Raw genomic sequence first — 22,470 nt, forward strand, 5'->3', positions numbered from 1 at the left:
CGCATGGCGGGATGGCGGCGCGTCAGCGCAGCAGGCTGTCCCGGGCGGCGGCGACCACTTCGCGGGTCAGCGCGTCCAGCAGGCGGGTGCCGATGCGCACATGCTGCCAGTAGAGCGGCACGTTCAGGAAACGCTGGTCCATCAGGCTGACCAGCCGGCCGGCCGCCAGGTAGCCGGCGACCATCGGCAGCGGGTTCATGCACCAGCCCAGCCCCGCCAGCGCCGCGTCGACGAAGGCGTTGGTCGAGGGCAGCCAATGGGTGGGGGCTCGGGACGCCAGGGTTTCGGGGACCGTGCCCAGCGTCGCCATCCATCGTTCCTGCAGATGGTCCTGCCGGTCGAAGCGCAGCATCGGCGCGCGGGCCAGGGCGGCGGTATCGACCCCGTGGGCGAACCAGCGCGCCATGAAATCGGGCGACGCGGTGGCCACGTAGCGCAGCGCGCCCAGCGGAACGGTGCGGCAGCCCTGGACGGGCGTGCGGTCGGTGGTCACGGCCGCCAGCACGTCGCCGGACCGCAGCCGTTCGGCGGTATGGTCCTCGCCCGCGACGACCAGGTCCACCAGCCGATCGCCGCGCCGGGCGAAGGCGGCCATGGCCGGCACCAGCCAGGTGGCCAGGCTGTCGGCGTTCACGGCGACGCGGATCGTCGGCGGGCCGGCGGCGGGCAACAATTCCGCCAGGCCCGGGAGGGCGGAGGCCATTTCGCCTTCCAGCAGGCGCACATGCTCGACATGCGCGCAGAGCCGTGCGCCGACCGGCGTGGCGGTGCAGGGCTGGCCCCGCACCACCAGGATCGCGCCCATGCGTTCCTCCAGCGCGCGCACGCGCTGCGACACGGCCGAGGGGGTGACGCCCAGCGCGCCGGCCGCGCGCTCGAAGCTGCCTTCGCGCACCACGGCGGCCAGGGCGGCCAATGCGGCGTAATCGAGCATGGCGAATTTAGCTGTCCTTAATCGAATATAGAAAATGAAGCTGGATTACGCTGCTTTCCCCGGCCATGGAAGGCCCCATGTTCACGCTTTCCAGCTATCTCAGCGGCTTCGGGCTGACGGCCGCGCTGATCGTCGCGATCGGCGCGCAGAATATCTTCGTCCTGCGCCAGGGGTTGCGCCGCCGGCATGTCGCCGCCGTCGTGGCGTTCTGCGCCCTCTCGGACCTGGCGCTGGTCTCGGCCGGGGTGGCCGGGGTCGGCGCGTTGCTGCGCACCGTGCCGGGCCTGGTCGGGGGGCTGACCCTGGGCGGGGCGGCGTTCCTGTTCTGGTACGGGCTTGGGGCGCTGCGCCGTGCCGTCGCCCCCGGCGCGCTGGCGGCCGAGGGGCCCGACGGGCCGGAAAGCCTGGCCGGGACCCTGGCGCGGGCCGCGTCGTTCACCTTCCTGAACCCGCATGTCTATCTGGATACGGTGCTGCTGATGGGCGCGGTCGGCGGGGCGCTGCCGCTGGCGGCGCGGCCGTGCTTCGTGGCCGGTGCCGGCACGGCCAGCCTGCTGTGGTTCCTGGCGCTGGGCTTCGGCGCCCGGCTGCTGGGCCCGTTCTTCGCGCGGCCGGCCGCCTGGCGGGTGCTGGACGGCGCGGTCGCGGCGATCATGCTGGCCCTGGCCGCCAACCTGGTCATGCGTGGCCTGGGTCCGCTGAAGCTGGTGCTGTGAGGCCGAAATCCGGCGGACCGGCGACCTGATCGACCGGGCGGGGTGAAAACCGCCCGGTCATTCCATCGGTCCGGCCATCACGTCAGTAAAGCTGGGGAACGATCATTCCCTCGGGGGTCGGCTGGCGGGTATAGTCGGGGTGATAGACCCGTTCCGGCAGGATGACCTCGGGCTTGGTGACCTCGGCATAGGGAACCAGCGACAGGAGATGCGCCATGCAGTTCAGCCGCGCGCGCTTCTTGTTCACCGCCGGCACCACCCACCAGGGCGCTTCCTCGATGTTGGAGCGTTCCAGCATCTCGTCCTTGGCCAGGGTATAGGCCTCCCACCGGCGCCGGCTCTCCAGGTCCATCGGGCTGAGCTTCCATTGCTTCAGCGGGTCTTCGATCCGCGCGCGGAAGCGCATTTCCTGTTCCTCGTCGGTGATGGAGAACCAGTATTTCACCAACTGAATGCCGCTGCGGACCAGCATGCGCTCGAATTCGGACACCGAGCGGAAGAATTCCGCATAGTCCGAGTCGGTGCAGAAATTCATGACCCGCTCCACACCGGCGCGGTTGTACCAGCTTCGGTCGAACAGCACGATCTCGCCCGCCGCCGGCAGGTGGGCAACATAGCGCTGGAAATACCATTGGGTGCGTTCGCGGTCATTCGGCGCGGGCAGGGCGGCGACCCGGCAGATGCGCGGGTTCAGGCGCCGGGTGATGCGCTTGATCACCCCGCCCTTGCCGGCGGCGTCGCGGCCTTCGAAGATGATGACCATGCGGTGGCCGGTCTCTTTCACCCAGTCCTGCAATTGCACCAGTTCGCCCTGCAGGCGCAGCAATTCCCGGAAATAGTGTTTGCGGAACGCGGCGCTCTCGTCGGAGTCCGCTCCGGCCAGCCGGCTGTCATCCAGTTCCAGCTCGATTTCCTCGTCCAAGTCGTCGAGGATCTCGTCGCGCATGCGTTCGCGCGCGTCGGCCGGGGAAATGTCCTGCCCGTGGCTCTGCCGCATAACCGTCAATCCTCGCTCCGGCTGGTGGGGTCGATGCGCATCCCGGACCGGCCGGCCGGTCCGGCCGAACGGCTGATGCGCTTGCGGCACGGGATGCAGGCCCGTGTCCGAGCCGCCTGCATAGCGCGCGCGCCGCCGGGCCGGGAGGGCGGGATTAAAATTTCATCAAACTGTTACGGTGTTGCAGGCGCGATCAGGCCTTTTCATGGCCGGACAGGCCATGATGCGCGGCCAGGCCGGCCGCGCTGCGGCTGAGCGTGCCGAGGATCTGGCCGTGGCCTGCCGGAAATATCGGTCTTCGCCCGCAAAGACGTCCTATTTTTTATTTCGGTTGATAAACTATCTTCCTGCCAATAGAACTTTGCGTACTCCAAAAGGTCGGGGTGGGGCGAGACGGGTGCATGGCGGACTGTTCCGGTCCGTCGCCCGGGGCGCGCGAAGCAGGGAGCTGCATGGTGACTCTTTCGTCCATCGACGGATCGGCCGTCGTCAGCCCGGACACAGGTCATTTGGCCGTCGGCGGCCCCGCCGGGGCCTATGGCTGGCGGCCGATCGTCGTGATGGCGATCCTGTTCTTCAGCATCGGCTTCGTCACCTGGCTGAACGGGCCGCTGATCACCTTCGTGCAGCTTGCCTTCAATCTGAGCGACGTGGCGGCGTTCCTGGTGCCGGCCTGTTTCTACCTGGCTTATTTCGTCTTTCCGCTGCCCGCGACCTATGTGGCGCGCCGCACCGGGTTGAAAACCGGCATGGCGGTGTCGCTGATGGTCATGGCGGGCGGCTCGGCCGTCTTCGGCGAATGCGTGACCGCGCGCTGGTATCCCGGCGCGCTGGCCGGGCTGGCCGTGATCGGGGCGGGGCTGTCGCTGCTGCAGATCACCATCAATCCCTATGTCAGCCTGCTGGGCCCGCATGCGCGGGCGGCGCAGCGCATCGCCATCATGGGGACTGCGAACAAATGCGCGGGCATCGTTGCCCCGTTGGTCTTCGCGTGGCTGGTGATGCGCGATATCGGCGGGATCGCGGCGCAGGTCCAGGCCGCGCCGGACCAGGCGGCGCGCGACGCCATCCTGGCGCGCTTCACCCATGCGGTGCATGCGCCCTATCTGGCGATGGCGCTGCTGCTGGCGGGCATGGCGGTGTGGGTCCTGCGCTCGCCGCTGCCGCCGATCGCGCTGGAGGGCGGGGGCCATGAGGCGGGCGCAGTGGCTGGTGCCGGGGCGGGGAGCGGCGGCCTGGCCGGCCTGGCGCTGGGCGTGTTCGCGATGTTCCTCTATGTCGGGGTCGAGGTCCTGGCGGGTGACGCCATCGGCATGTATGGACGCAGTGTCGGCCTGTCGCTGGATGTCACCAAATATCTGACGGCGCTGACCCTGGCGGCGATGATGGCGGGGTACCTGACGGGGATGGTGGTGGTGCCGCGCTTCGTGTCGCAACTGCGCTATATGGCGCTGTCCTGCGTCATGGGGCTGGTGCTGTGCGCCGCCGTGTGGTTCAGCGCCGGCCTGGTCTCGGTGCTCTGCGTCGCCTTGCTGGGATTTGCCAATGCGATGATCCTGCCGGCGCTGTTTCCCGTCGTCATGCGCCGGATGGGGCGCCATGCCGACCACGCGACGGCGCTGCTGGTCATGGCGTTTTCGGGTGGGGCGGTGCTGCCGCAACTCTATGTCCATCTGGCGCAAGGCTGGGGCACGCATGCCGCCTTCGTGCTGGTGGCCGTGCCGGCCTATCTGGTGATCCTGGGCTATTTCGGGCTGATGCGCGGGCGGGATGAGGCGGGCGAGGCGGTCTGAGGGTGCTGTTTCGTCGGCTCCCCTGGGGTCGAGGCGGGGCTATGTGCCTTGATCGGTCGGGCGTCGTATCCGGATTGGCGCTCGCGTGGGAAATGGGTTGGGTATGTCGCCGGCAAATTCGGCGATTGCCCGGGTTCTGTCGGTAGGGCGTCGGGAGGCATGCCGGGTAACGGACTAAACGCGAAGAAAGGAGACCTGCGGCTTTCGCCTCGTGTCAGACTCCCAAGCAGTTATGCCGGTTGCCCGAAAGCTGACATTGTCAGGCGAGCCGCAATAGACGGAGTTTGGGACTTTGCCGCCGTTCGTCGCTTCTTCGCCGAACGGCGGCTTTCGACGGGACCTGCCGCTTCATTTAAAGGGGCGAGGCGGAACGCGTTAAAAACCCGACCGAGGCCCTGCCGCGCTCTAACCGAGGCGTACACCGACAATTTCACCTGCCTGCACCCGAAAATCGAGCACGAGGGAATCGTCCGTGTGGGCTCCCACCGAAAATGCAGGTGCAATCGCTGCCGTGATGGCGCGATTGCCAACAATGAGGTTGTCGAACAGAGCGTTCTCACGGGCCAGGAAAGGCGCCTTGCTCTCGTATGATGACACCGCCTGAAGTTTCTCGCGCAGGGTCCGATCAATCGCCATCGTAGCCTCACCTGCGGGTAGAAACGGACGGAAATCCTCGGCGATGGCTTCGTACCGCGCCTGTTTCCCGATTTCGCGTCCGGGATAAGCGGACATCAGCTGAAAGCCACAGGCACGCGCACGCAGACAAAGCAGGATGTCATCATAGCAGCTCATCACGGTTGCCTGAACATCCTGAAGCGCTTTGAGGTACTTGCTAGAACCAAATGTATCCTTCTTCACCGCGCGGAGTGCTTCGGTTGCGGCCTGCAGATCCTTGACGAGGTGGTCATACACCTTGTTGAGTTTAGCCTCGTGCTGCTCGATCGTGTGCAAAACTTCAGGCGCCAGTTCGCCGGAGAGAACCGCCCGCGCGACCTGCCGAAAATAGCGAATGGAGCCGGTCAGCGTTGAACGGCGTTCGTCCTGCTGAAAGCGCGAGACATCGGCAAGCATCGTCTTGATCTCGTCGAGCGCCTCCTCAATGCGTTGCATCTGCTGCTGCTGAGCTATCGCGGTGGCGGCGGTCATGAAGATGGCTGGGCCGGAAATGCCGATAGCCGTTACTTGGTGAAGATCGACCATACCCTTGTGGCCCTTGGCCACCCCGACATAACCACCCACTTTGTCGCTCCAGGAAAGCGCAGCCTTCGCGCTGTAGATATTCTTCCCCGAGAGCATCTGCTCCGCACTGAAAAGAGGCTGCAATGCTGTCAGCAAAGGCGCCAGTTGACTTCTTGTACGGCCATCAGGGACCATAAACGACCAATCCCGAGCCGATTCCTCCGGGATCGCAGCGAGCGAGAAAGCATGCCGGCCGTCATCGCCGACTATGCTGACTGCGGTGTCCGGCTCAGATCGAATTGCCAGAGCCCGGCTGTCGGGACTTGGCAGTCGTCCGTCTGCGGCCACGATCCCACGCAAGTAGGCTATCTCGACCAGAGCTGAGACAAATGGAACCCAGGCGTCTGTGCTCAGCACACCCGCCGCCGACTTGCCGGCCGCACTCGCGGCCTCCCTGACCAGTGCAGCGCGAGCTTCAGGCTCCGCCGTTAGAAGATGTTGCTTGGCGAACACGTTGATGAGGATAGCCTCACGCTGGGCGACATCGAGGCCGGCAGTGGGGATGCCAATCTTTTTGCAGGCTGCAAACAGAAGTTCGTCATAGCTGTGCTTGCGACCCGCCATGCTACCCGCTTGCGCCGAAAAGTTTTCCGTTAGGAAAAGCGCCAGGCGATATATCTCATCGGCTATCTGGTCCCGATAGGTGCTGTGGTCGGGCTGATAACGCAGATAGGCGCGCGAGTGTCTTAGATAACTGAAGGGCGAACTAACCAAAAGATCCACGATTGGAGTGAGCTCTTCATTGGAGCATAGATCAAGAACGTCATAGAGGCTGATCGAATACTTTTCTTCTAACGGATCAATCATGAAGCCTCCGGATAGCCGACCCAGCGATTTGCGCGACGTTATGGCCGATTTCAGCAAAAGCTGAAGTTGAGGTCAACGATGCTGATTGGTCGTAGGCTGTCATGAACGTGAACATCTTGAATGGCTGCTTTCGGTCACCCCTCCCCGATAACCGCCATGCCGCTCCCCTCACAACCCGGACCTATGATCTATGCGAGCCGATGCCTATTTTTGGGGACAATGGTTTATCCCGCTTGAGTGATGGAATGGTGTGCGTGGCGGTTGATGGTGGTCGGTCAGCGGCCATGGGGGTGAAAGCCGGACCGTTGGGGGTCCGGCTCGGAGTGTCAGGTGTCAAGTGGCGGGCTGTTTTGAGGCGGCGTCGATCTCGAGTGCCAGGCGGGCCATTTTCAGGGCGCCGTCGCGGCTGGCGGCGCCGCAGATGAAGCGGGCCGGGTGGGCGAAGACGGCGTCGGGGACGCCGGAGATCCTGGCCAGGGCGTCCCTCTCGAGGCCGGCCCATGCTTCCGGCAGGGAGACGCGCTGGCCGAAATCGCCGCGCTTGGGCGGGATGGCCTTGACGTTCCACTGGTCGGGGCTGGCCGGGGAGACCACGTAGACGACCGGCAGGTCGTGCTCGAAAATCACCTTCTCGGTGGGCATTCCCGTTTCCATGACGAGGATGCGCTTGTCGTCGGCCTGGTCGTAGGCCGCCATCACCCGGTTCGCCGCCTTCAGCCCGGCGCGGGCGCGGTCGACCATGTTGACCAGGTGGGCGGCCACCGCGACGGCGGCGTTCGCGAAGCCCTGGGCCTCGCGCGCACGGGCCGCTTCCGGACCGTGGAGTTCGGCGGTATCCCAGGCCGGGCCGCAGGCCGACACGATGTCCGCCAGGGACAATTTTCCCATCTTCGCGACGCCGTTATCGTCCTGGTCGACCGGCAGGACCAGCGATTGGTCGATAATCTGCCAGAGCGCGGCGAGTCCGTCCGCGTCCATCGGCGTGGCGAGCGGCGTGGCGAGGATGTTGCGCAGCGCCGCGACGCCGTACGCCTTCCACAGCAATCCGGCGGCGCTGTAGGGCGTGCCGTCCGCGCGGAGCGGCTTGTCCTTCATGTGGTGGTCGTATCGGCCGTTGGACGGGTCGTACGTGCCGCCCACGTCGAACACGATGTCGGCCGAGCGGATGCGGTCGGGCGCGCGGGTGCGCGCGAAATCGAGCCGGTCGATGGGCGTTTCGGCGAGCACGCGGCCGCGCAGGTCCCCCTGCGGCGCGAGCGCGTAGTGAAGGATGACGTAGCCCAGCGTTTCGTCGACATGGAAATTCCCCGAATGGGTCAGCGCCCTGACGGTTGCCGTTTCATCTTCGAGACCGATGGGCGTGTGTTCTGGCATAGGGGCACCTGCTGAGAAACGAGGGGGCTGGCAAACGAGGGTGGATTGCCGATCGTGCCCCGTCATGCCGCACGGGCGGCCGCCAGACAATATTCGTGGCCAGACAATATTCCTTGCCGGGCCTGTCGGTCCTCCCCTGAGAGGCACCTCTGGAGGGCGCCTCTGGGGGGTGCCTCTGGGGGCGGGACGCGGCGTTTGCAATCCGGCGCGTCCTGGCGGATCATTTCGGCCGGGACACGGATCGGAAGGGCGGGTGCGGCATCATGCGGATCGAGGCATCGGGGCGGGGGATCGTCGAGCGTCCGCTGGATCCGGCACTGCAGACCATGGCGATCGACCGGGTGTTCTGGAGCCATTTCTCCCCCAACCTGGCCCCGTCCGCCTGGGTGATCGGCGTGCTGGTCGGCCTGATGGGCCTGGATGTGCGGACGGCGCTTCTGGCGCTGGTGGCGGGCAATGTGATCGGCGGCCTGCCGGTGGCGCTGTGTGCCGCCATGGGGCCGGCGACCGGGCTGCCGCAGATCGAGGCCTCGCGCCTGGCCTTCGGCATGGCGGGCAAGCGGGTGCCGGCGCTGATCAACTGGGCGAGCTGCGTGGGGTGGGACGCGGTGAACAACGTGCCGTCCACGGTCGCGCTGGTGCTGCTGGCGCGCGCCTGCGGCGTGGCGCTGCCGTTCTGGCTGGCGCTGGGGCTGCTGGCGCTGGCGCAGGTGCTGGCCGGCGCGGCGGGACACGACGTGGTGCAGGCGATCGAGAAATATCTCGGCTGGGTGCTGCTGGCGGCCTTTGCGTGTTCCGGCGGATTCGCGCTGCTGCATCTGGGCGCCGTGCCGCCGCTGCCGCACGAGGTGGGCTTGGCTGGCGGGACGGCGCGGGGGGCCGACCTGGCGCTGGCGATCAGGGCGGTGGCCAGTTTCAACCTGGCCTGGGCGGTCTATGCGTCGGATTATACCCGCTATCTGCCGCGCGGGACGCCGCCGCGCCGCATCATTGCCCTGACCTTCGGCGGGGTGTGCGCCTCGGCCCTGATGATGGAGATGTTCGGATTGCTGACGGCGCGGGCGATGGGGGATGCCTCGCCCGGCGCGGTCATTGCCGGGCTGGGCCACCTGGCCGGCCCGCTGGCGCCCCTGGCGCTGGCGGCGATCGCGCTGTCGTCGGTGGCGATCAATGCCGCCAACGACAATACCGCCGCCTATGCCCTGATGTCCGCCGGCATCCGCCTGAGCCGTCCGCTGAGCGCCGGGGTGACGGCGGGCCTGGCCTATCTGCTGTCGGTCGCGGGGGCGGGGCGGTTCGCGGCCCTGTACGAGAATTACCTGCTGCTGGCGCTGTACTGGATCGCACCCTGGTGCGGAATCGTGCTGGCCGACTGGTATGGTCGCGGCCGTGCGCACCCCCGTGACGACGCGCCGGACGGGTGGGCGCCGGGGGCGAGCCTGTTCGTGGGGGTGACGGTGCTGACCATCCTGCTGTTTTCGGCCACCCCGCTTTATACCGGGCCGGTGGCGCGGGCGCTGGGCGGTGTGGATATCGGCTATCTGGTCGGGTTCGTGGCCGCGGCGGCCGGGCAGGCGCTGCTGGTCCGGCGCGGCCGCGTGGCCCGGCCGGTGCCGGAGATTGCGTGATGCCCGATCCGATATTTGACTCGGTGTTCGACCCGGTGTTCGACCTGATTCTGCGCCGGGGGCGCCTGGCGGATGGACGGAGGGTGGATATTGCGGTCGATGGCGGGCGGATCGCCGCCATCGCGCCCCGGATCGACGCCGCTGCCCGGCAGGAGATGGATTGCGCGGGGCATCTGGTCACGCCGCCCTTCGTCGATGCGCATTTCCACCTGGACAGCACGCTGTCGGCCGGCCGGCCGCGCCATAATGCCAGCGGCACCCTGCTGGAAGGGATCGCGCTGTGGGGCGAATTCAAGCGGGAGATGGACGAGGCCGACCTGTACGACCGGGCGCATCGCCTGTGCCGGATCGCCATCGCCCAGGGCAATCTGGCGATCCGCAGCCATGTCGATATCGGCGATCCGCACCTGCGCGCGGTGCGGGCGCTGCTGCAATTGCGCGCCGACATGCGGCCCTGGCTGCAGATCCAACTGGTGGCCTTTCCGCAGGATGGGTATCTGCGCAATCCGGCGGCGCCGGCGCTGCTGGCGCGGGCGCTGGAGATGGGGGTGGACGTCGTGGGCGGCATCCCGCATTTCGAGCGCACCGCCGCCGACGGCGCGGCCTCGATTGCGGCATTGTGCCGGATCGCGGCCGAGCGCGGCCTGCCGGTGGACATGCATTGCGACGAGACCGACGATCCGGCCTCGCGCCATGTCGAGACGCTGGCCGCCGAGACCGTGCGGTTCGGCCTGCAGGGGCGGGTGACCGGTTCGCACCTGACCTCGATGCATTCGATGGACAATGCCTATGCCGACAAGCTGATCGCGCTGATGGCGCAGGCCGGCCTGGGGGTGGTGGCCAATCCGCTGATCAATATCAGCCTGCAGGGCCGCTATGACACCTATCCCAAGCGGCGGGGCATGACCCGGGTGCGGGAATTGCGCGCGGCCGGCCTGCCGGTCGCCTTCGGCCATGATTGCGTGATGGATCCCTGGTACCGGCTGGGCAGCCACGACATGCTGGAGGTCGCGGCGATGGGCGCGCATGTCGGCCATCTGATGGGCGAGGCGGATTTGCGCGGCTGTTTCGACGCGGTGACGGGCGATGCGGCGCGGGTGATCGGGCTGGACGGATACGGGCTGGCGGTCGGGCGGCCGGCCGATCTGGTGGTGCTGCAGGCGGCCGATCCGATCGAGGCGCTGCGCCTGCGGCCCGCCCGGCTGGCGGTGCTGCGCGCCGGGCGGGTGATCGCCGCCACGCCGCCGCGCGTCACGACGCTGGACCTGGACGGGGTGCAGGTGCTGGACCTGGCGGACCAGGGAGTGGACCAAGGGGCGGGAGAGTCGCGGGCGTCCGCATAGCCGGCCCGCCTTGCCGGTCCGCCTTGCCGTGCGTGTCTACCGCGCGTCTTCATGCGCGCGGGCGAACCAGGGGGTCATGCGCGCCAGGGCCTCTTCCAGCCGGTCGGTCGAGACCGCGAAGCTGAAGCGCATGAAGCGATTGCCCTCGACCGGATCGAAGTCCAGGCCCGGCGCGGTGGCGACGCCGGTTTCGGTTAGCAATCTCGTGCAGAAGGCCAGGCTGTCCTGCGTCAGGTGGCCGATATCGGCATAGATGTAGAACGCGCCGTCCGGCGGGGCGATCCGCGAGACCCCGAGCGCCGGCAGCCGTTCCAGCATCAGGTCGCGGTTGCGGCGATACATGCGGACATGGCCCTCCAGCTCCTCGCGGCAGTCGAAGGCGACCAGGCCGGCATGCTGGCTGAGCGAGGGCGGGGTCAGGAACATGTTGCCCACCCGGGTCTGGGCGGCGTCGATCAGCGCCGGCGGCACCACCAGCCAGCCCAGCCGCCAGCCCGCCATGCTGAAATATTTGGAGAAGCTGTTGACCACCAGCGCCTCGGGCTCGTCCTGCAGCACCGAGCGCACCGGCCCGACATAGCTGAGGCCGTGATAGATCTCGTCGGAGATGATGCGGATGCCCCGCGCGCGGCATAGCGCGGTGATGGCCTGCATTTCTCCGGCCGACAGCACGGTGCCGGTCGGATTGGCCGGGCTGGCCAGGATGACGCCCGCCGGCGGCGGATCGAGCGCGGCGAGGGCCGCCGCGGACAATTGGAAGCGCGCATCAGGGCCGCAGGGGATCTCGACCGGTTCGAGATGCAGCGCGCGCAGCGTGTTGCGATAGGCGACGTAGCCCGGACGGGCCAGCGCCACGCGCGCGCCGACCGGAAAGCAGCAGAGCAGCGCCATGACGAAGGCCGGCGACGCGCCGCAGGTCAGCCAGATCTGCTCGGGCGTTACCGTCACGCCGTAGGTTTCCTGGTAATGGCGGGCGATGCGCGCCTTGAGCGGCGGGCTTTCCCAATAGCCCATGGAATCACTGTCCAGCACGCGGTGCGCCGTGGCGATCGCGGCCTTGGGCGCGCCGGTCGAGGGCTGCCCGAATTCCATATGCACGATGTCGCGTCCCTCGGCGGCCAGGCGATGCGCGAGCGTGCTGAGGGTGACGGCGTGGAACGGATCGATCCGGGGGACGGTCATCGTGGCATCCAGGACAAGAGGCGAAAGGCGGGTCGGCCCGGCTTAATCGGTGGCGGTGCGGGGAACAAGGCCGGCCGCCCCTCGGGCCGCCCCACGGGTCGTAGCGCATCTTCACCCGTTCGAACGAGTCCGTTCGAACGGGATCCGCTGGCTGGCGACATGCCGGATATGGCCCTCGGGATCGCGGCATGAAAAGGCCCGGGCGTCATAGGGCCTGTCGGCGAAGTCCGTCAGGATCATTGCCACCCCGCTCCTGGCGCGGGCGTGAAGCGCGTCGCAATCCCGGGCGGTCAGGCCGCTTGCCCGGGTTTCACGCCTGCCGACCTCGTCCGGCCGGCCGCCTATGCGATGGGCGGGCGGGCGAAGCTGCCTTCGCGCAGGCTGGCTTCGATCTCTTCCAGCGACCGGCCCCTGGTCTCGGGCACGAAGCGCAGCACGAACAGGAAGGCCAGCGCGTTGATCGCGCCGAACAGCAGGAAGGTGCCGCCGGCGCCGACCGACTGGACCAAGGACAGGGTCGTCAGCGAAATCAGCAGGTCCGCCCCCCAATGGGACGCGGCGACCAGGCTGGTGCCCTTGCTGCGTACCGACAGGGGATAGACCTCGGCCCCCACGATCCAGATCGCGACCGACAGGCTGCCGACATTCAGGACCGCATAGGCCAGCAGCGCCACGACCATCAGCCAGGCATGTAGCCCGTCGGTGCGGCCGCTCTGGAACAGGACGGCCAGGACGAACAGGGCCACGCTGGCCCCCGGCAGCAGGCGCAGCATCAAGGCCCGGCGGCCGATGGCCTCGACCGCCCAATTGCCGATCAGGGTGGCGGCGATCATCGCCACGCCGACCGCCACCGAGGTCAGCAGGGCCGAGCCCTGGCCGAAACCGGCGCCGGAGAAGATGGTCGGCGCGTAATACAACACCGCGTTGATGCCGCTGAGCTGGCACAGCAGCGCGACGCCGACCGAGGCCACCAGGGCCGGCCGGATCCACGGCTTGCCCAGTTCCGACCAGGGGGCCTGCCGGTCATGGGCGTCGATGATGTCCTGCAATTCGCGTTCGGCCATGTTGTGGGTGGGACGGACCCGGCGCAGCACGCCGCGCGCGCCCTCGAAATCGCCGCGCATGGCCAGCCAGCGCGGGCTGTTGGGCAGGAACGCCATGCCCAGCAGCAGCACCACCGCCGGAATGATGCCCAGCCCGAACATCAGCCGCCAGCTTTCGTGCCGCAGCACGTAGCCGGTGATGAAGGAGACGAGGATGCCCGACACCACCGCCAACTGGAACATCCCGACCAGCCGTCCGCGCCGCGCGGCAGGGGCCAGTTCCGAGATATAGAGCGGCACGATCTGCGACGCCGCGCCGACCGCCAGCCCCAGCACGAAGCGGGCCAGCGTCAGCATCACGACATTGTTGGCCAGCGATGCCAGCGCGGTGCCCACGATGAAGACGCATGCCGCCGCCATGACGGTGCGTCGGCGGCCGCCCCAGTCCGACAGCGGGGCCGAGCCCATGCAGCCCAGCAGGGCGCCGGCGATGATCGCCGAGGTGACGATCTGCTGCCCGGCAATGCCCAGATGGAATTGCGGTGCGATCTGCAACAGTGCGGCGGAAATAATGCCGGTATCATAACCGAATAATAACCCACCGGCGGCTGAAATTCCCGCAATCACGTCGACAATCAAATTGGCGTTTGATCGGTTTTCTTGTTTCATTCCTGCAATCTATGAAACGACCGTACGAAAATCAAACAATAACACGGTCAGAAAGGCGCGGCTTGCCGCCTGCCGACGCATTTGTGATGAAGAAACGCCGACCCGGGGGGAACCTGCTGCGCCGGTTTTCGCCCGTGGGGAGCGGGCCTGGGAGGTCTCGGGCCAAGGCGGTCTCGCGGATGTGACGTCGCATCGGGCCGTGGCCGGAAGCCTGGATGGGGAGGCGGGATGGATCGGGCTTGACCCGCCCCGTGGCCGGGGGTCTATGGTTCGTCCTGTTCTCCGGGGAGTCGCATCAGGGCGGCTGAGAGAGGGGCGAGCCCCTGACCCGTCGAACCTGATCCGGGTCATGCCGGCGAAGGGATGGGAATTGAGCGCGGCGCCGGGACGGCGTTGCGGGAATGACATTTCGCGCCGGCGCGGCCCCTCGAACGCCAACGAGGAACGCGCCATGAACATTCATAACCCCAAAGACGCCTTTTCGGACGCGGGTGCGGGCACGGTTTCGGCGGACGCCGCGCCGCGCCGGCCGACGCGGGCTCCCGCGACCGGTGACGTCACCGTCGGGCCCCGGGCGGGCGGGCGTAAGGTCTATCAGTCCGGCGTGCTGTTTCCCGGCCTGCGCGTGCCGTTCCGCCAGGTCGACCTGCATCCCAGCGCGGGCGAGCCGCCGGTGACCCTGTACGATTCCTCGGGTCCCTATACCGACCCGCTTGCCACGATCGACATCGCGCGCGGCCTGGATCGGGTGCGCGAATCCTGGGTCGTCCGCCGGGGCGACGCCGAGCCCGTGGCGGCGCCCCGCCAGGTGCGGAGCGAGGATAATGGCGGCGCCACGGGCGCGCTGCTGGCCCCTGCGTTCGACGACGGCCGGCGCGTCGTCCGCCGGGCCCGGACGGGGCACGGGACGGGGCAGGGAACGGGGCGGGGGCTGACGCAACTGGAATATGCGCGCGCCGGCATCGTGACCGAGGAAATGGAATTCGTGGCGATCCGGGAGAATCTGCGCCGGGAACGGGGTGACGCCGCCCTGCGGGACGGCGAGGATTTCGGGGCCAGCATTCCGGATTTCGTCACCCCAGAATTCGTGCGGGACGAGGTGGCGAGGGGCCGGGCGGTGATTCCGGCGAACATCAACCATGCCGAGCTGGAACCGACGATCATCGGCCGCAACTTCCTGGTGAAGATCAACGCCAATATCGGCAATTCCGCGGTGCTGGGCCATGTGGCGGACGAGGTGGACAAGATGGTCTGGGCCACGCGCTGGGGCGCCGATACGGTGATGGACCTGTCGACCGGGCGCAATATCCACAATATCCGCGACTGGATCATCCGCAACAGCCCGGTGCCGATCGGCACCGTGCCGATCTACCAGGCGCTGGAGAAGGTCGGCGGCGTGGCCGAGGACCTGAACTGGGAGGTGTTCCGCGACACGCTGATCGAGCAGGCCGAGCAGGGGGTGGATTATTTCACCATCCATGCCGGGGTGCGGCTGCCCTTCATTCCGCTGACCGCGGCGCGCGTGACCGGGATCGTCTCGCGCGGCGGGTCGATCATGGCCAAATGGTGCCTGGCTCATCATCGCGAGAGCTTCCTGTACGAACGATTCCCCGAGATCTGCGAGATCATGCGGGCCTATGACGTGACGTTCAGCCTGGGCGATGGGCTGCGCCCCGGCTCGATCGCCGATGCGAACGACGCGGCGCAGCTCGCCGAGCTGCGCACGCTGGGCGAATTGACCCGAATCGCCTGGGACCATGGGTGCCAGGTGATGATCGAGGGGCCGGGCCATGTGCCGATGCACAAGATCAAGGCCAACATGGACGAGCAACTGGCCCATTGCGGCGAGGCGCCGTTCTATACGCTGGGGCCGCTGACGACCGACATCGCGCCGGGATACGACCATATCACCAGCGCGATCGGGGCGGCGATGATCGGCTGGTTCGGCACCGCGATGCTCTGCTACGTCACGCCCAAGGAGCATCTGGGCCTGCCCGACCGCGACGACGTCAAGACCGGGGTGATCACCTACAAGCTGGCGGCCCATGCGGCCGACCTGGCCAAGGGGCACCCGGCGGCGCGGCTGCATGACGACGCGGTGTCGCGCGCGCGCTTCGAATTCCGCTGGGAGGACCAGTTCAACCTGGGGCTGGATCCGGAGACCGCGCGCTGCTTCCATGACGAGACCCTGCCGAAGGAAGCGCACAAGACGGCGCATTTCTGTTCGATGTGCGGTCCCAAATTCTGTTCGATGAAGATCAGCCAGGATATCCGCGACGCCGCCAGGGCCCAGAATAACAGTGCCCAAAATGACAGTACTCCAAATGACGGGATGCTGTCGCCGGGTGAGATCGCCGCCGGGCTGGCGGAAATGGGCGCGCGTTTCCGGGCGGGCGGCGGAGACATCGACGTGGCGGTGGGCGGCGCGCCGGTCGGGGACTGACCCGGTATCGTCGTTTCCGACTGCCTTTGGCCGGCCCCCTTTTTGGCCCGGCCGTCCTGACCCGGTCGTCCGGTCAGGCGGCCGGGATCTCGGCCGCGCGGAACCGGGCGGTGGCCGGGTCGGCCTGGTAGGCATCGGCGGTGGGGTAGGGCGCGCGCGCCAGATCGTCCACCGCCGCGATGATCCGGTCGGCTTTCTCGTCGGTCATCAGCACGCTGAAATTCAGGCGGGTCCAGCCGGGCTTGCGCAGTTCCTCGCCCCGCAGGATCGCGTCGCGCAGGGCGTGCGATTCCGCCTGGCCGATTCCCAGCAGCCGGTGCGCGTACGGCCCGGCGCAGGCGCAGCCGCCGCGGGCCTGGATGCCGTGGCAATCCGACAGCATGCGCGTGAAAAGCTGCTGGTGGATCAGCCCGCCATGGCGCGGGTCGCGCACCTGGAACGAGAAGATCGGCAGGCGGGATTCGGCCCGCGGGTTGCCCAGGATCGCGAGATTCGGATTGCGGTCCCAGACCTGGCGCGCCCTTCGGTAGAGTTCGGCATGGCGCGCATCCATCCGCGCCTGGCCGATCGCCTCCTTGACCAGGAAGGCCAGGGCGGCGCGGATGTCGCCGATCACGTTCGGGGTGCCCGCTTCCTCACGCGTGGCCAGTCCCTCGGCATAGTCATGGCCCCAGGGCGAGACGAACCGCACCGTGCCCCCGCCGCTGAAGGTGGGCGTGCGGCGCGACACCGCCGCGTCGCGGACGATCATCACTCCCGACGCGCCGGGGCCTCCGATGAATTTATGCGGCGACAGCACGACCGCGTCCTTCTCGAACGGCGTGCCGGCGCGCATGTCGATCGGCAGGTAGGGGCCGCCGCCGGCATAATCCCAGACCACCCGCGCGCCATGCGCCTTGAGCAGCGCGCTGACCGCGTCGATGTCGGTGACGATGCCCGTCACGTTGGACGCCGCCGAGAAGGCGCCGACCTTCAGCCGGTGCGGATCGGCCGCCTGCAGCGCCGCGCGCAACTGCGCCAGGTCGGGGCCGCCGTGCGCGTCCTCGGCGATTTCCACGATCTCGGCGCCGCTTTCCCGCCAGGGCAGGATGTTGGAATGATGCTCGTAGGGGCCGATGAACACCAGGGGCGCCGCCCCGGCATCGCCGGCGCCCAGCAGATGGACCAGCCGGTTCAGCCCCGCCGTGGCGCCCGAGCCGGTGAAGATCGTCGAGAAACCGGCGCCCGCGCCGCACAGCCGGGCGATTTCGGCCCGTGCCGCCCGGCGCAGGCGGCTGGCCTGCTGCCCGCAGAACGAGGCCTCGGTATGGCTGTTGGCGTAATAGGGCAGGATGCGCGTCAGCACGAAATCCTCGATCTGCCGCAGTGCCCGGCCCGAGGCCACGTAGTCGGCATAGAGCAGCGGCCGGACGCCGAACGGACCGTCGATCGGCGCGCCTTCGCCGATCACCCCGTCCCGCAGGGCCGCCAGGTCGTGCGCCTGCAATGAGGCGGTGAACGTGGCGAAAGGGTTCTGCTGGTCCGGCATCCTGTCATCCATCCCGTCATGGTCCGCGTGCAATATGTCCGAGGTGAAATTAGGCGGGAAATGGCGAAGAAACTTTATCCTTCTCTGCGTTGAAACGGGATATTTTGGGTCATATGATCGGGTATGGACGAAAAACTGGATCGTTTTGATCTGTCATTGCTGCGGGCCCTGCAACGGGATGCCGCGCTGTCGCAACGTGAGCTGGCCGATATCGTGGGGCTGTCGCAGAATGCGTGCTGGCGGCGGCTGCATGCGCTGCGCGAGCGCGGGCTGATCCGGCACCAGACCGTGCGGCTGGATCCGGCGGCGCTGGGGCTGGGGCTGACCGTCTTCGTGCTGGTGCGCACGCGCCATCATTCGCGCGAATGGCTGGAACGTTTCCGCAATGCGGTCACCGCCATTGCGAACGTGATCGATTTCTATCGCATCGCCGGCGAGTACGACTACATGCTGAAGGTCGTGGCCACGGACATGAACGCGTTCGACGAGATCTATCAGCGGCTGATCGCGCAGGTCGAACTGGATACGGTCACGTCCTACATGGCGATGGAGGCGATCTGCGACCGGCGGGACCTGCCGCTGTGACGGGGCGAGGTCGCTATGACGGATGGGCGGCGCGGGCGTGGCGGACATAGTCCAGCACGGCATGCAGATCGTCCATGACGGCCAGGGCCTTGGCGCGGATATCCTCGGTCGGGTCCAGCAGGTCGGGCACGACGATCACCGGAATCCCCGCCGCATGGGCGGCGCGCGCGCCGCTGTGCGAATCCTCCAGCGCCAGGCAGCGTTCCGGCGCCTGGCCGATGCGCCGCGCGGCGGTCAGGTAGGGTTCGGGGTCGGGCTTGCCCCGCGTGACGTCGTCGCGGGTGACGATGGCATCGAAGCGCCGGTCCAGCCCGACTTGCGCCAGATGATGGTCGGTGCGGGACCGGCTGGACGAGGTGGCGATCGCGCGGGGCAGGCATTCCCGGTCCAGATAGTCCAGCAGCGGTTCCACGCCGGCCTTCAGCACAAGGCGTCCGGCCGCGACGAGGGCGCTGAGATGGGCTTCCTGCCGGGCGAAGAACGTCTCCAGCGGGAAATCGGGGCCGTACGCCTCGCGCACCAGGGCGCGGCAGCCATCGGCCGGCACGCCGACCAGCCGCCGGCAGAAGGCGGGCGGGATGTCGACGCCCAGGCTGGCCCCGGCGCCGACCAGCGCTTCGTTCGCCAGGGTCTCGCTGTCCAGCAGCAGCCCGTCCATGTCGAAGATCACGCCGTCGATCGGGCGGGGCTGGAAAGGAGACGCATCCGGCATCGTTCATCCCGTCATTGACGAAGAGGGCTGGGGAAGATGTCCCGGAAATGGGGACGGCGGGGATCATAGCGGGCCGGCCGGCCTGTGGTAACCACTTCCCTTAAACTACTCCCTGGCAACCTTTGGGGATGCCGACGCACGCGCGGGGCCGGCGGCGTGGCGCCGTCCGGTCCCGTGCCGGTTCATCTGTCGCGAGTCGTTCGGGGTCAGGCCGTCAGAACCTGTCCGCCGCGCTCTTGACCGCTCCCTTGGCCTTCTCGGCCACGCCCTTCAGTTTCTGGGCGGTGCCGCGGGCCTCCAGGCCCGGATTGTTGGTCATCTTGCCGACGCCGCGCTTGACCTCGCCGACCATCGTATCGGCATGGCCTTTCAGCTTGTCCTTCAAACCACTCATGTCCGTTCCTCCGTCATGACGGATACCGGCCACAGGCCGGCACGCGCTTCAACGTCCGGCACGGCGGATAGTTCGGAACGGCACCGGTCCGGTCAAGGCGTTGTGAGCATGCCGGATCAGCTTGCCCTATCAGGGTTGTTCGTCACCGATGGTCACGCCGTGGCCGGCCCCGTCGCCGTCGCTGCCGGAGGCCGCGACGGATCGTCCATGCGTGCCGCCGCAGGGCATGCCGCCGGAAAAATCTCCGCCGGCCATTCCCATGCCGCCCATCCGGCCGCCCCCGCTTATGCCTCCCCCGCCCATTCCACCGCCCATTCCGCCGCCGAAGCCCATGCCGCTGCCCATGCCGCCGAAGCGATGATGGCCGCCCATTCCGCCCTGGCCGGACCCGGGGCCGCAACTGGCGGAATCGCCGCCATCGTCGCCGCAGGCGGCCAGCATCGGAACTGCCAGCAGCAGGCAGCACAGGAGGAGGCGGGAATGGGTCATGATCGGGTCCGCGCGGTGCAGTGTCAGGTCGGCCGATTGTGCGGCCCCGGGCCGGCCAGGGAAAGAAACCGTATGTAACCGGCCGGGAGCGTGGATCGTTGTTGCTGATGGATGGGGCTGATGGGTGGGCGCCATGAGCGGGGCCGCTGTGAGCGGACCGGCGGACAATGTAGCTTGGCGATATTTTATGTTGCGGATGACACGACATGACCGGACGCGCCAGGGCGGAATTTTCGCGGTTTTCCCGGGAAAATTTTCCGGAACGGCCGGTTCCTGCCCTGGAAGATGAACTGGAATTAACTCCACGATCATCCGTTCGTGTAACATAAAGCGACAGTTTCGGATCTTGCCGAGTCGGATTGCGGCGGATGACGGGCCATGTCGCCGGCGCATGCCCGGATTGCCGGCCATCGGCGGAAAATGGAGCGAATTTTGCGGCCCTGCCGGCGCGGGACCTTGATCTTGTCGGGTTTTGCCCGGATGGTGTCCGGCGCGTTACAGGAGGCTGTGTTTTCGTTCAGGCGCCCCCGTCCGGGGATAATGAATTTACCGGCCCGGGACTTACCGGTCGGGGTCGATGCGTCATGACGTGGCTGGACGATTCGCCCTTCCCCGCCTCCGGTATCGGCCCGTTCAGCAAGCGGACAATCCAGGACACATGTTGCGCCGGCCACGTGACGGCGGCGCGGTCATTTTCGGCATGGTACACAGGATAGAGTATATAGAGTATGAAGACTAAAGGCGGCATCCGCATCGCAATCGCAGGCGTCGGCAATTGTGCCAGCGCCCTGATCCAGGGCCTGCATTACTACACCCCGGCGCGGGGCGCCGAGGACGTGGTGGGGCTGATGCACGAATCGCTCGGCGGCTACCGCCCGTCGGACATCGAGGTGGTGGCGGCGTTCGATATCGATGCCCGCAAGGTCGGCACCGATGTCAGCCGCGCCATCTTCGCGCGTCCGAACTGCGTCGTGACCTTCCAGCCTGAGGTGCCCGACAGCGGCGTGACCGTGCGCATGGGCGCGGTGCTGGACGGCCTGTCCGAGCACATGGCGGCGTATGACCCGCAGCGTACCTTCGTGCGTGCCGACGTGCCCGAGTCGACCAAGGCCGACATCGTCGCCGAACTGCGCCGCAGCGGCGCGCAAATCCTGCTGAACTACCTGCCGGTCGGCTCGGAGCAGGCCGCGCGCTTCTATGCCGAGTGCGCGCTGGAGGCCGGAGTCGGGTTCATCAACAACATTCCCGTCTTCATCGCCAGCGATCCGGAATTCGCGTCGCGTTTCGCCGCCAAGGGGCTGCCGATCATCGGCGACGACATCAAGTCGCAGCTTGGCGCCACCATCGTGCATCGCGTGCTGACCGACCTGTTCGCCAAGCGCGGGGTGAAGCTGCTGCGCACCTATCAGTTGAATACCGGCGGCAACACCGACTTCCTGAACATGAAGAACCAGCAGCGGCTGGAGTCCAAGAAGACGTCGAAGACCGAGGCCGTGCAGGCGGTCGCCAAGGTGCGCATGGAGGACGAGACCATCCATGTCGGCCCCAGCGACTACGTGCCGTGGCAGAACGACAACAAGGTCTGCTTCATCCGCATGGAAGGCCAGTTGTTCGGCAATGTGCCGATGGAGCTGGAACTGCGCCTGTCGGTGCAGGATTCGCCCAATTCGGCCGGGGTCGCCATCGACATGATCCGCTGCTGCAAGCTGGCGCTGGACCATGGGGTCGGTGGCGTGCTGGCCGGTCCCAGCGCCTATTTCTGCAAGCATCCGCCGGTCCAGTACACCGATGACGAGGCGCATGAACTGGTCGAGGCCTTTATCGAGACCTATGCGGTCCAGGCCGTTCCCGCCTGATGAAATGCCTGATCGTCGCCGCGGGGCAGGGTAGCCGCCTGCGTGACAAGGGGCCGCTGAAGCCGCTGGTGCCCATCCGGGGGCGTCCGCTGGTTGCCGAAGTCATCGATCGCGCCCGGCGCGGCGGGGTCGATGAATTCGTGATCGTGAACGGCTATCGCGGCGGCGAATTGCAGGTTGCCCTGGACGGCATGGCCGAATGCGAGGGCGTGCGCGTCACCCATGTGCATAACCCCGCCTGGGACCGGGCCAACGGCGTATCCGTGCTGTGCGCCCGTCCGTTCCTGGACGGGGCGTTCCTGCTGACCATGTGCGACCATGTGCTCGATCCCGGGATCAACCGCCTGATGGCGTCGCTGCCGCACCGGCCCGACAGCGTCACGCTGGGGGTCGATTACGACGTGGCGCGCATGCTGAACGATCCTGACGATGTGACGCGCGTGCGCTGCCGGGACGGCCGGATCGAACGCATCGGCAAGTCGATCGACGATTTCAACGCGTTCGATACCGGGATCTTCCACTGCACGCCGGCCATGTTCGACGCGCTGGAAAGCAGTCAGGCGGAAGGCGAGGACAGTATTTCCGGCGCGATGAATACGCTGGCCCGCTGGCGGCGCGCCCATGTGTGCGACATTGGCGGCCGGCTATGGATCGATGTCGACGATCCGGTGGCCTATGACAAGGCCGAACGCCTGATGGCGCAGGGTGCGCTCTGAAGGGGGCCGCCCCAGCCGGGAA

The 22,470-nt window shown here is 67.4% G+C and carries 19 protein-coding genes and 1 riboswitch; of the genes, 8 read left to right on the forward strand and 11 right to left on the reverse strand.

The features are described 5' to 3' along the window. Positions 1-22 precede the first annotated feature (22 nt). Complete coding sequence (locus AAC691_RS18680) at positions 23-934, reverse strand: LysR family transcriptional regulator ArgP (protein ID WP_342628041.1); 912 nt, start codon at positions 932-934, stop codon at positions 23-25. A 77-nt stretch (positions 935-1,011) separates the two neighbouring features. Between AAC691_RS18680 and AAC691_RS18685 the strand changes: the two genes are divergently transcribed. Continuing rightward, positions 1,012-1,650, forward strand: coding sequence for a LysE/ArgO family amino acid transporter (locus AAC691_RS18685; RefSeq protein ID WP_342628042.1), 639 nt, complete (start codon positions 1,012-1,014; stop codon positions 1,648-1,650). Positions 1,651-1,732: 82 nt separating this feature from the next. Here the strand turns inward: AAC691_RS18685 and ppk2 are convergent, their stop codons facing one another. Beyond that, complete coding sequence (ppk2, locus tag AAC691_RS18690; protein WP_342628043.1) at positions 1,733-2,647, reverse strand: polyphosphate kinase 2; 915 nt, start codon at positions 2,645-2,647, stop codon at positions 1,733-1,735. Between the two features lie 560 nt (positions 2,648-3,207). Between ppk2 and gluP the strand changes: the two genes are divergently transcribed. Then, the gene (gene gluP / locus AAC691_RS18695) at positions 3,208-4,440 is read left to right on the forward strand and encodes a glucose/galactose MFS transporter (protein WP_342630271.1); all 1,233 of its coding nucleotides are present in this window, start codon (positions 3,208-3,210) and stop codon (positions 4,438-4,440) included. 405 nt (positions 4,441-4,845) lie between these two features. Here gluP and AAC691_RS18700 read toward each other — a convergent pair whose 3' ends face one another. Next, positions 4,846-6,486: a hypothetical protein gene (locus tag AAC691_RS18700; protein ID WP_342628044.1), complete on the reverse strand. Its 1,641-nt coding sequence runs from the start codon at positions 6,484-6,486 to the stop codon at positions 4,846-4,848. 333 nt (positions 6,487-6,819) lie between these two features. Beyond that, positions 6,820-7,860 carry an MYG1 family protein gene (locus AAC691_RS18705; protein WP_342628045.1) on the reverse strand — a complete coding sequence of 347 codons (1,041 nt, stop codon included), beginning with the start codon at positions 7,858-7,860 and terminating at the stop codon, positions 6,820-6,822. Between the two features lie 263 nt (positions 7,861-8,123). On the opposite strand from AAC691_RS18705, the gene AAC691_RS18710 reads away from it, so the two are divergent. Together AAC691_RS18710 and AAC691_RS18715 are read left to right on the forward strand one after the other, a co-directional pair. Then, the gene (locus AAC691_RS18710; RefSeq protein WP_342628046.1) at positions 8,124-9,488 is read left to right on the forward strand and encodes a cytosine permease; all 1,365 of its coding nucleotides are present in this window, start codon (positions 8,124-8,126) and stop codon (positions 9,486-9,488) included. Further along, positions 9,488-10,831 (forward strand): cytosine deaminase, encoded by a 1,344-nt coding sequence (locus AAC691_RS18715; RefSeq protein ID WP_342628047.1) that lies wholly within the window; start codon positions 9,488-9,490, stop codon positions 10,829-10,831. The genes AAC691_RS18710 and AAC691_RS18715 overlap by 1 nt, the downstream gene beginning before the upstream one ends. 36 nt (positions 10,832-10,867) lie before the next feature. Here the strand turns inward: AAC691_RS18715 and AAC691_RS18720 are convergent, their stop codons facing one another. The 3 genes from AAC691_RS18720 to AAC691_RS18730 all read right to left on the reverse strand — a co-directional run bounded on the left by AAC691_RS18720 (position 10,868) and on the right by AAC691_RS18730 (position 13,725). Continuing rightward, positions 10,868-12,013: an aminotransferase class I/II-fold pyridoxal phosphate-dependent enzyme gene (locus AAC691_RS18720; RefSeq protein ID WP_176640507.1), complete on the reverse strand. Its 1,146-nt coding sequence runs from the start codon at positions 12,011-12,013 to the stop codon at positions 10,868-10,870. A gap of 111 nt (positions 12,014-12,124) precedes the next feature. Beyond that, on the reverse strand, positions 12,125-12,253 hold the full coding sequence (locus tag AAC691_RS18725; RefSeq protein WP_342628048.1) for a hypothetical protein: 129 nt from the start codon (positions 12,251-12,253) through the stop codon (positions 12,125-12,127). Positions 12,254-12,354: 101 nt separating this feature from the next. Next, positions 12,355-13,725, reverse strand: coding sequence for a sugar porter family MFS transporter (locus tag AAC691_RS18730; protein ID WP_342628049.1), 1,371 nt, complete (start codon positions 13,723-13,725; stop codon positions 12,355-12,357). Positions 13,726-13,998: 273 nt separating this feature from the next. Then, a riboswitch (TPP riboswitch) is annotated at positions 13,999-14,107 on the forward strand. Positions 14,108-14,176: 69 nt separating this feature from the next. Between AAC691_RS18730 and thiC the strand changes: the two genes are divergently transcribed. Beyond that, entirely contained in the window at positions 14,177-16,168 is a 1,992-nt protein-coding gene (gene thiC / locus AAC691_RS18735; protein ID WP_342628050.1) for a phosphomethylpyrimidine synthase ThiC, read from the forward strand. A gap of 73 nt (positions 16,169-16,241) precedes the next feature. Here the strand turns inward: thiC and AAC691_RS18740 are convergent, their stop codons facing one another. Beyond that, positions 16,242-17,696, reverse strand: coding sequence for an aminotransferase class V-fold PLP-dependent enzyme (locus AAC691_RS18740; RefSeq protein WP_342630272.1), 1,455 nt, complete (start codon positions 17,694-17,696; stop codon positions 16,242-16,244). A gap of 123 nt (positions 17,697-17,819) precedes the next feature. On the opposite strand from AAC691_RS18740, the gene AAC691_RS18745 reads away from it, so the two are divergent. Beyond that, positions 17,820-18,281, forward strand: a complete 462-nt coding sequence (locus AAC691_RS18745; protein ID WP_176639766.1) for an Lrp/AsnC family transcriptional regulator — start codon at positions 17,820-17,822, stop codon at positions 18,279-18,281. A 13-nt stretch (positions 18,282-18,294) separates the two neighbouring features. Here AAC691_RS18745 and AAC691_RS18750 read toward each other — a convergent pair whose 3' ends face one another. From AAC691_RS18750 to AAC691_RS18760, 3 genes are all read right to left on the reverse strand, one after another. After that, on the reverse strand, positions 18,295-18,993 hold the full coding sequence (locus AAC691_RS18750) for an HAD family phosphatase (RefSeq protein WP_342628051.1): 699 nt from the start codon (positions 18,991-18,993) through the stop codon (positions 18,295-18,297). A gap of 214 nt (positions 18,994-19,207) precedes the next feature. Beyond that, the gene (locus AAC691_RS18755; RefSeq protein WP_176639768.1) at positions 19,208-19,387 is read right to left on the reverse strand and encodes a CsbD family protein; all 180 of its coding nucleotides are present in this window, start codon (positions 19,385-19,387) and stop codon (positions 19,208-19,210) included. 129 nt (positions 19,388-19,516) lie between these two features. Further along, complete coding sequence (locus AAC691_RS18760; RefSeq protein WP_342628052.1) at positions 19,517-19,876, reverse strand: hypothetical protein; 360 nt, start codon at positions 19,874-19,876, stop codon at positions 19,517-19,519. A gap of 728 nt (positions 19,877-20,604) precedes the next feature. Here AAC691_RS18760 and AAC691_RS18765 point away from each other — a divergent pair. After that, complete coding sequence (locus AAC691_RS18765; RefSeq protein ID WP_176639770.1) at positions 20,605-21,732, forward strand: inositol-3-phosphate synthase; 1,128 nt, start codon at positions 20,605-20,607, stop codon at positions 21,730-21,732. Continuing rightward, positions 21,732-22,448 (forward strand): NTP transferase domain-containing protein, encoded by a 717-nt coding sequence (locus tag AAC691_RS18770; protein ID WP_342628053.1) that lies wholly within the window; start codon positions 21,732-21,734, stop codon positions 22,446-22,448. The genes AAC691_RS18765 and AAC691_RS18770 overlap by 1 nt, the downstream gene beginning before the upstream one ends. Positions 22,449-22,470: the final 22 nt, after the last annotated feature.

It is taken from the genome of Nguyenibacter vanlangensis, assembly GCF_038719015.1.
Classification (GTDB): domain Bacteria; phylum Pseudomonadota; class Alphaproteobacteria; order Acetobacterales; family Acetobacteraceae; genus Gluconacetobacter; species Gluconacetobacter vanlangensis.

Excerpts from the sequence above, each read along its gene's own strand:
- AAC691_RS18680 (WP_342628041.1), bottom strand. The coding sequence starts at position 934 with ATGCTCGATTACGCCGCATTGGCCGCCCTGGCCGCCGTGGTGCGCGAA.
- AAC691_RS18685 (WP_342628042.1), top strand. The coding sequence starts at position 1,012 with ATGTTCACGCTTTCCAGCTATCTCAGCGGCTTCGGGCTGACGGCCGCG.
- ppk2 (WP_342628043.1), bottom strand. The coding sequence starts at position 2,647 with ATGCGGCAGAGCCACGGGCAGGACATTTCCCCGGCCGACGCGCGCGAA.
- gluP (WP_342630271.1), top strand. The coding sequence starts at position 3,208 with ATGGCGATCCTGTTCTTCAGCATCGGCTTCGTCACCTGGCTGAACGGG.
- AAC691_RS18700 (WP_342628044.1), bottom strand. The coding sequence starts at position 6,486 with ATGATTGATCCGTTAGAAGAAAAGTATTCGATCAGCCTCTATGACGTT.
- AAC691_RS18705 (WP_342628045.1), bottom strand. The coding sequence starts at position 7,860 with ATGCCAGAACACACGCCCATCGGTCTCGAAGATGAAACGGCAACCGTC.
- AAC691_RS18710 (WP_342628046.1), top strand. The coding sequence starts at position 8,124 with ATGCGGATCGAGGCATCGGGGCGGGGGATCGTCGAGCGTCCGCTGGAT.
- AAC691_RS18715 (WP_342628047.1), top strand. The coding sequence starts at position 9,488 with ATGCCCGATCCGATATTTGACTCGGTGTTCGACCCGGTGTTCGACCTG.
- AAC691_RS18720 (WP_176640507.1), bottom strand. The coding sequence starts at position 12,013 with ATGACCGTCCCCCGGATCGATCCGTTCCACGCCGTCACCCTCAGCACG.
- AAC691_RS18725 (WP_342628048.1), bottom strand. The coding sequence starts at position 12,253 with ATGATCCTGACGGACTTCGCCGACAGGCCCTATGACGCCCGGGCCTTT.
- AAC691_RS18730 (WP_342628049.1), bottom strand. The coding sequence starts at position 13,725 with ATGAAACAAGAAAACCGATCAAACGCCAATTTGATTGTCGACGTGATT.
- thiC (WP_342628050.1), top strand. The coding sequence starts at position 14,177 with ATGAACATTCATAACCCCAAAGACGCCTTTTCGGACGCGGGTGCGGGC.
- AAC691_RS18740 (WP_342630272.1), bottom strand. The coding sequence starts at position 17,696 with ATGCCGGACCAGCAGAACCCTTTCGCCACGTTCACCGCCTCATTGCAG.
- AAC691_RS18745 (WP_176639766.1), top strand. The coding sequence starts at position 17,820 with ATGGACGAAAAACTGGATCGTTTTGATCTGTCATTGCTGCGGGCCCTG.
- AAC691_RS18750 (WP_342628051.1), bottom strand. The coding sequence starts at position 18,993 with ATGCCGGATGCGTCTCCTTTCCAGCCCCGCCCGATCGACGGCGTGATC.
- AAC691_RS18755 (WP_176639768.1), bottom strand. The coding sequence starts at position 19,387 with ATGAGTGGTTTGAAGGACAAGCTGAAAGGCCATGCCGATACGATGGTC.
- AAC691_RS18760 (WP_342628052.1), bottom strand. The coding sequence starts at position 19,876 with ATGACCCATTCCCGCCTCCTCCTGTGCTGCCTGCTGCTGGCAGTTCCG.
- AAC691_RS18765 (WP_176639770.1), top strand. The coding sequence starts at position 20,605 with ATGAAGACTAAAGGCGGCATCCGCATCGCAATCGCAGGCGTCGGCAAT.
- AAC691_RS18770 (WP_342628053.1), top strand. The coding sequence starts at position 21,732 with ATGAAATGCCTGATCGTCGCCGCGGGGCAGGGTAGCCGCCTGCGTGAC.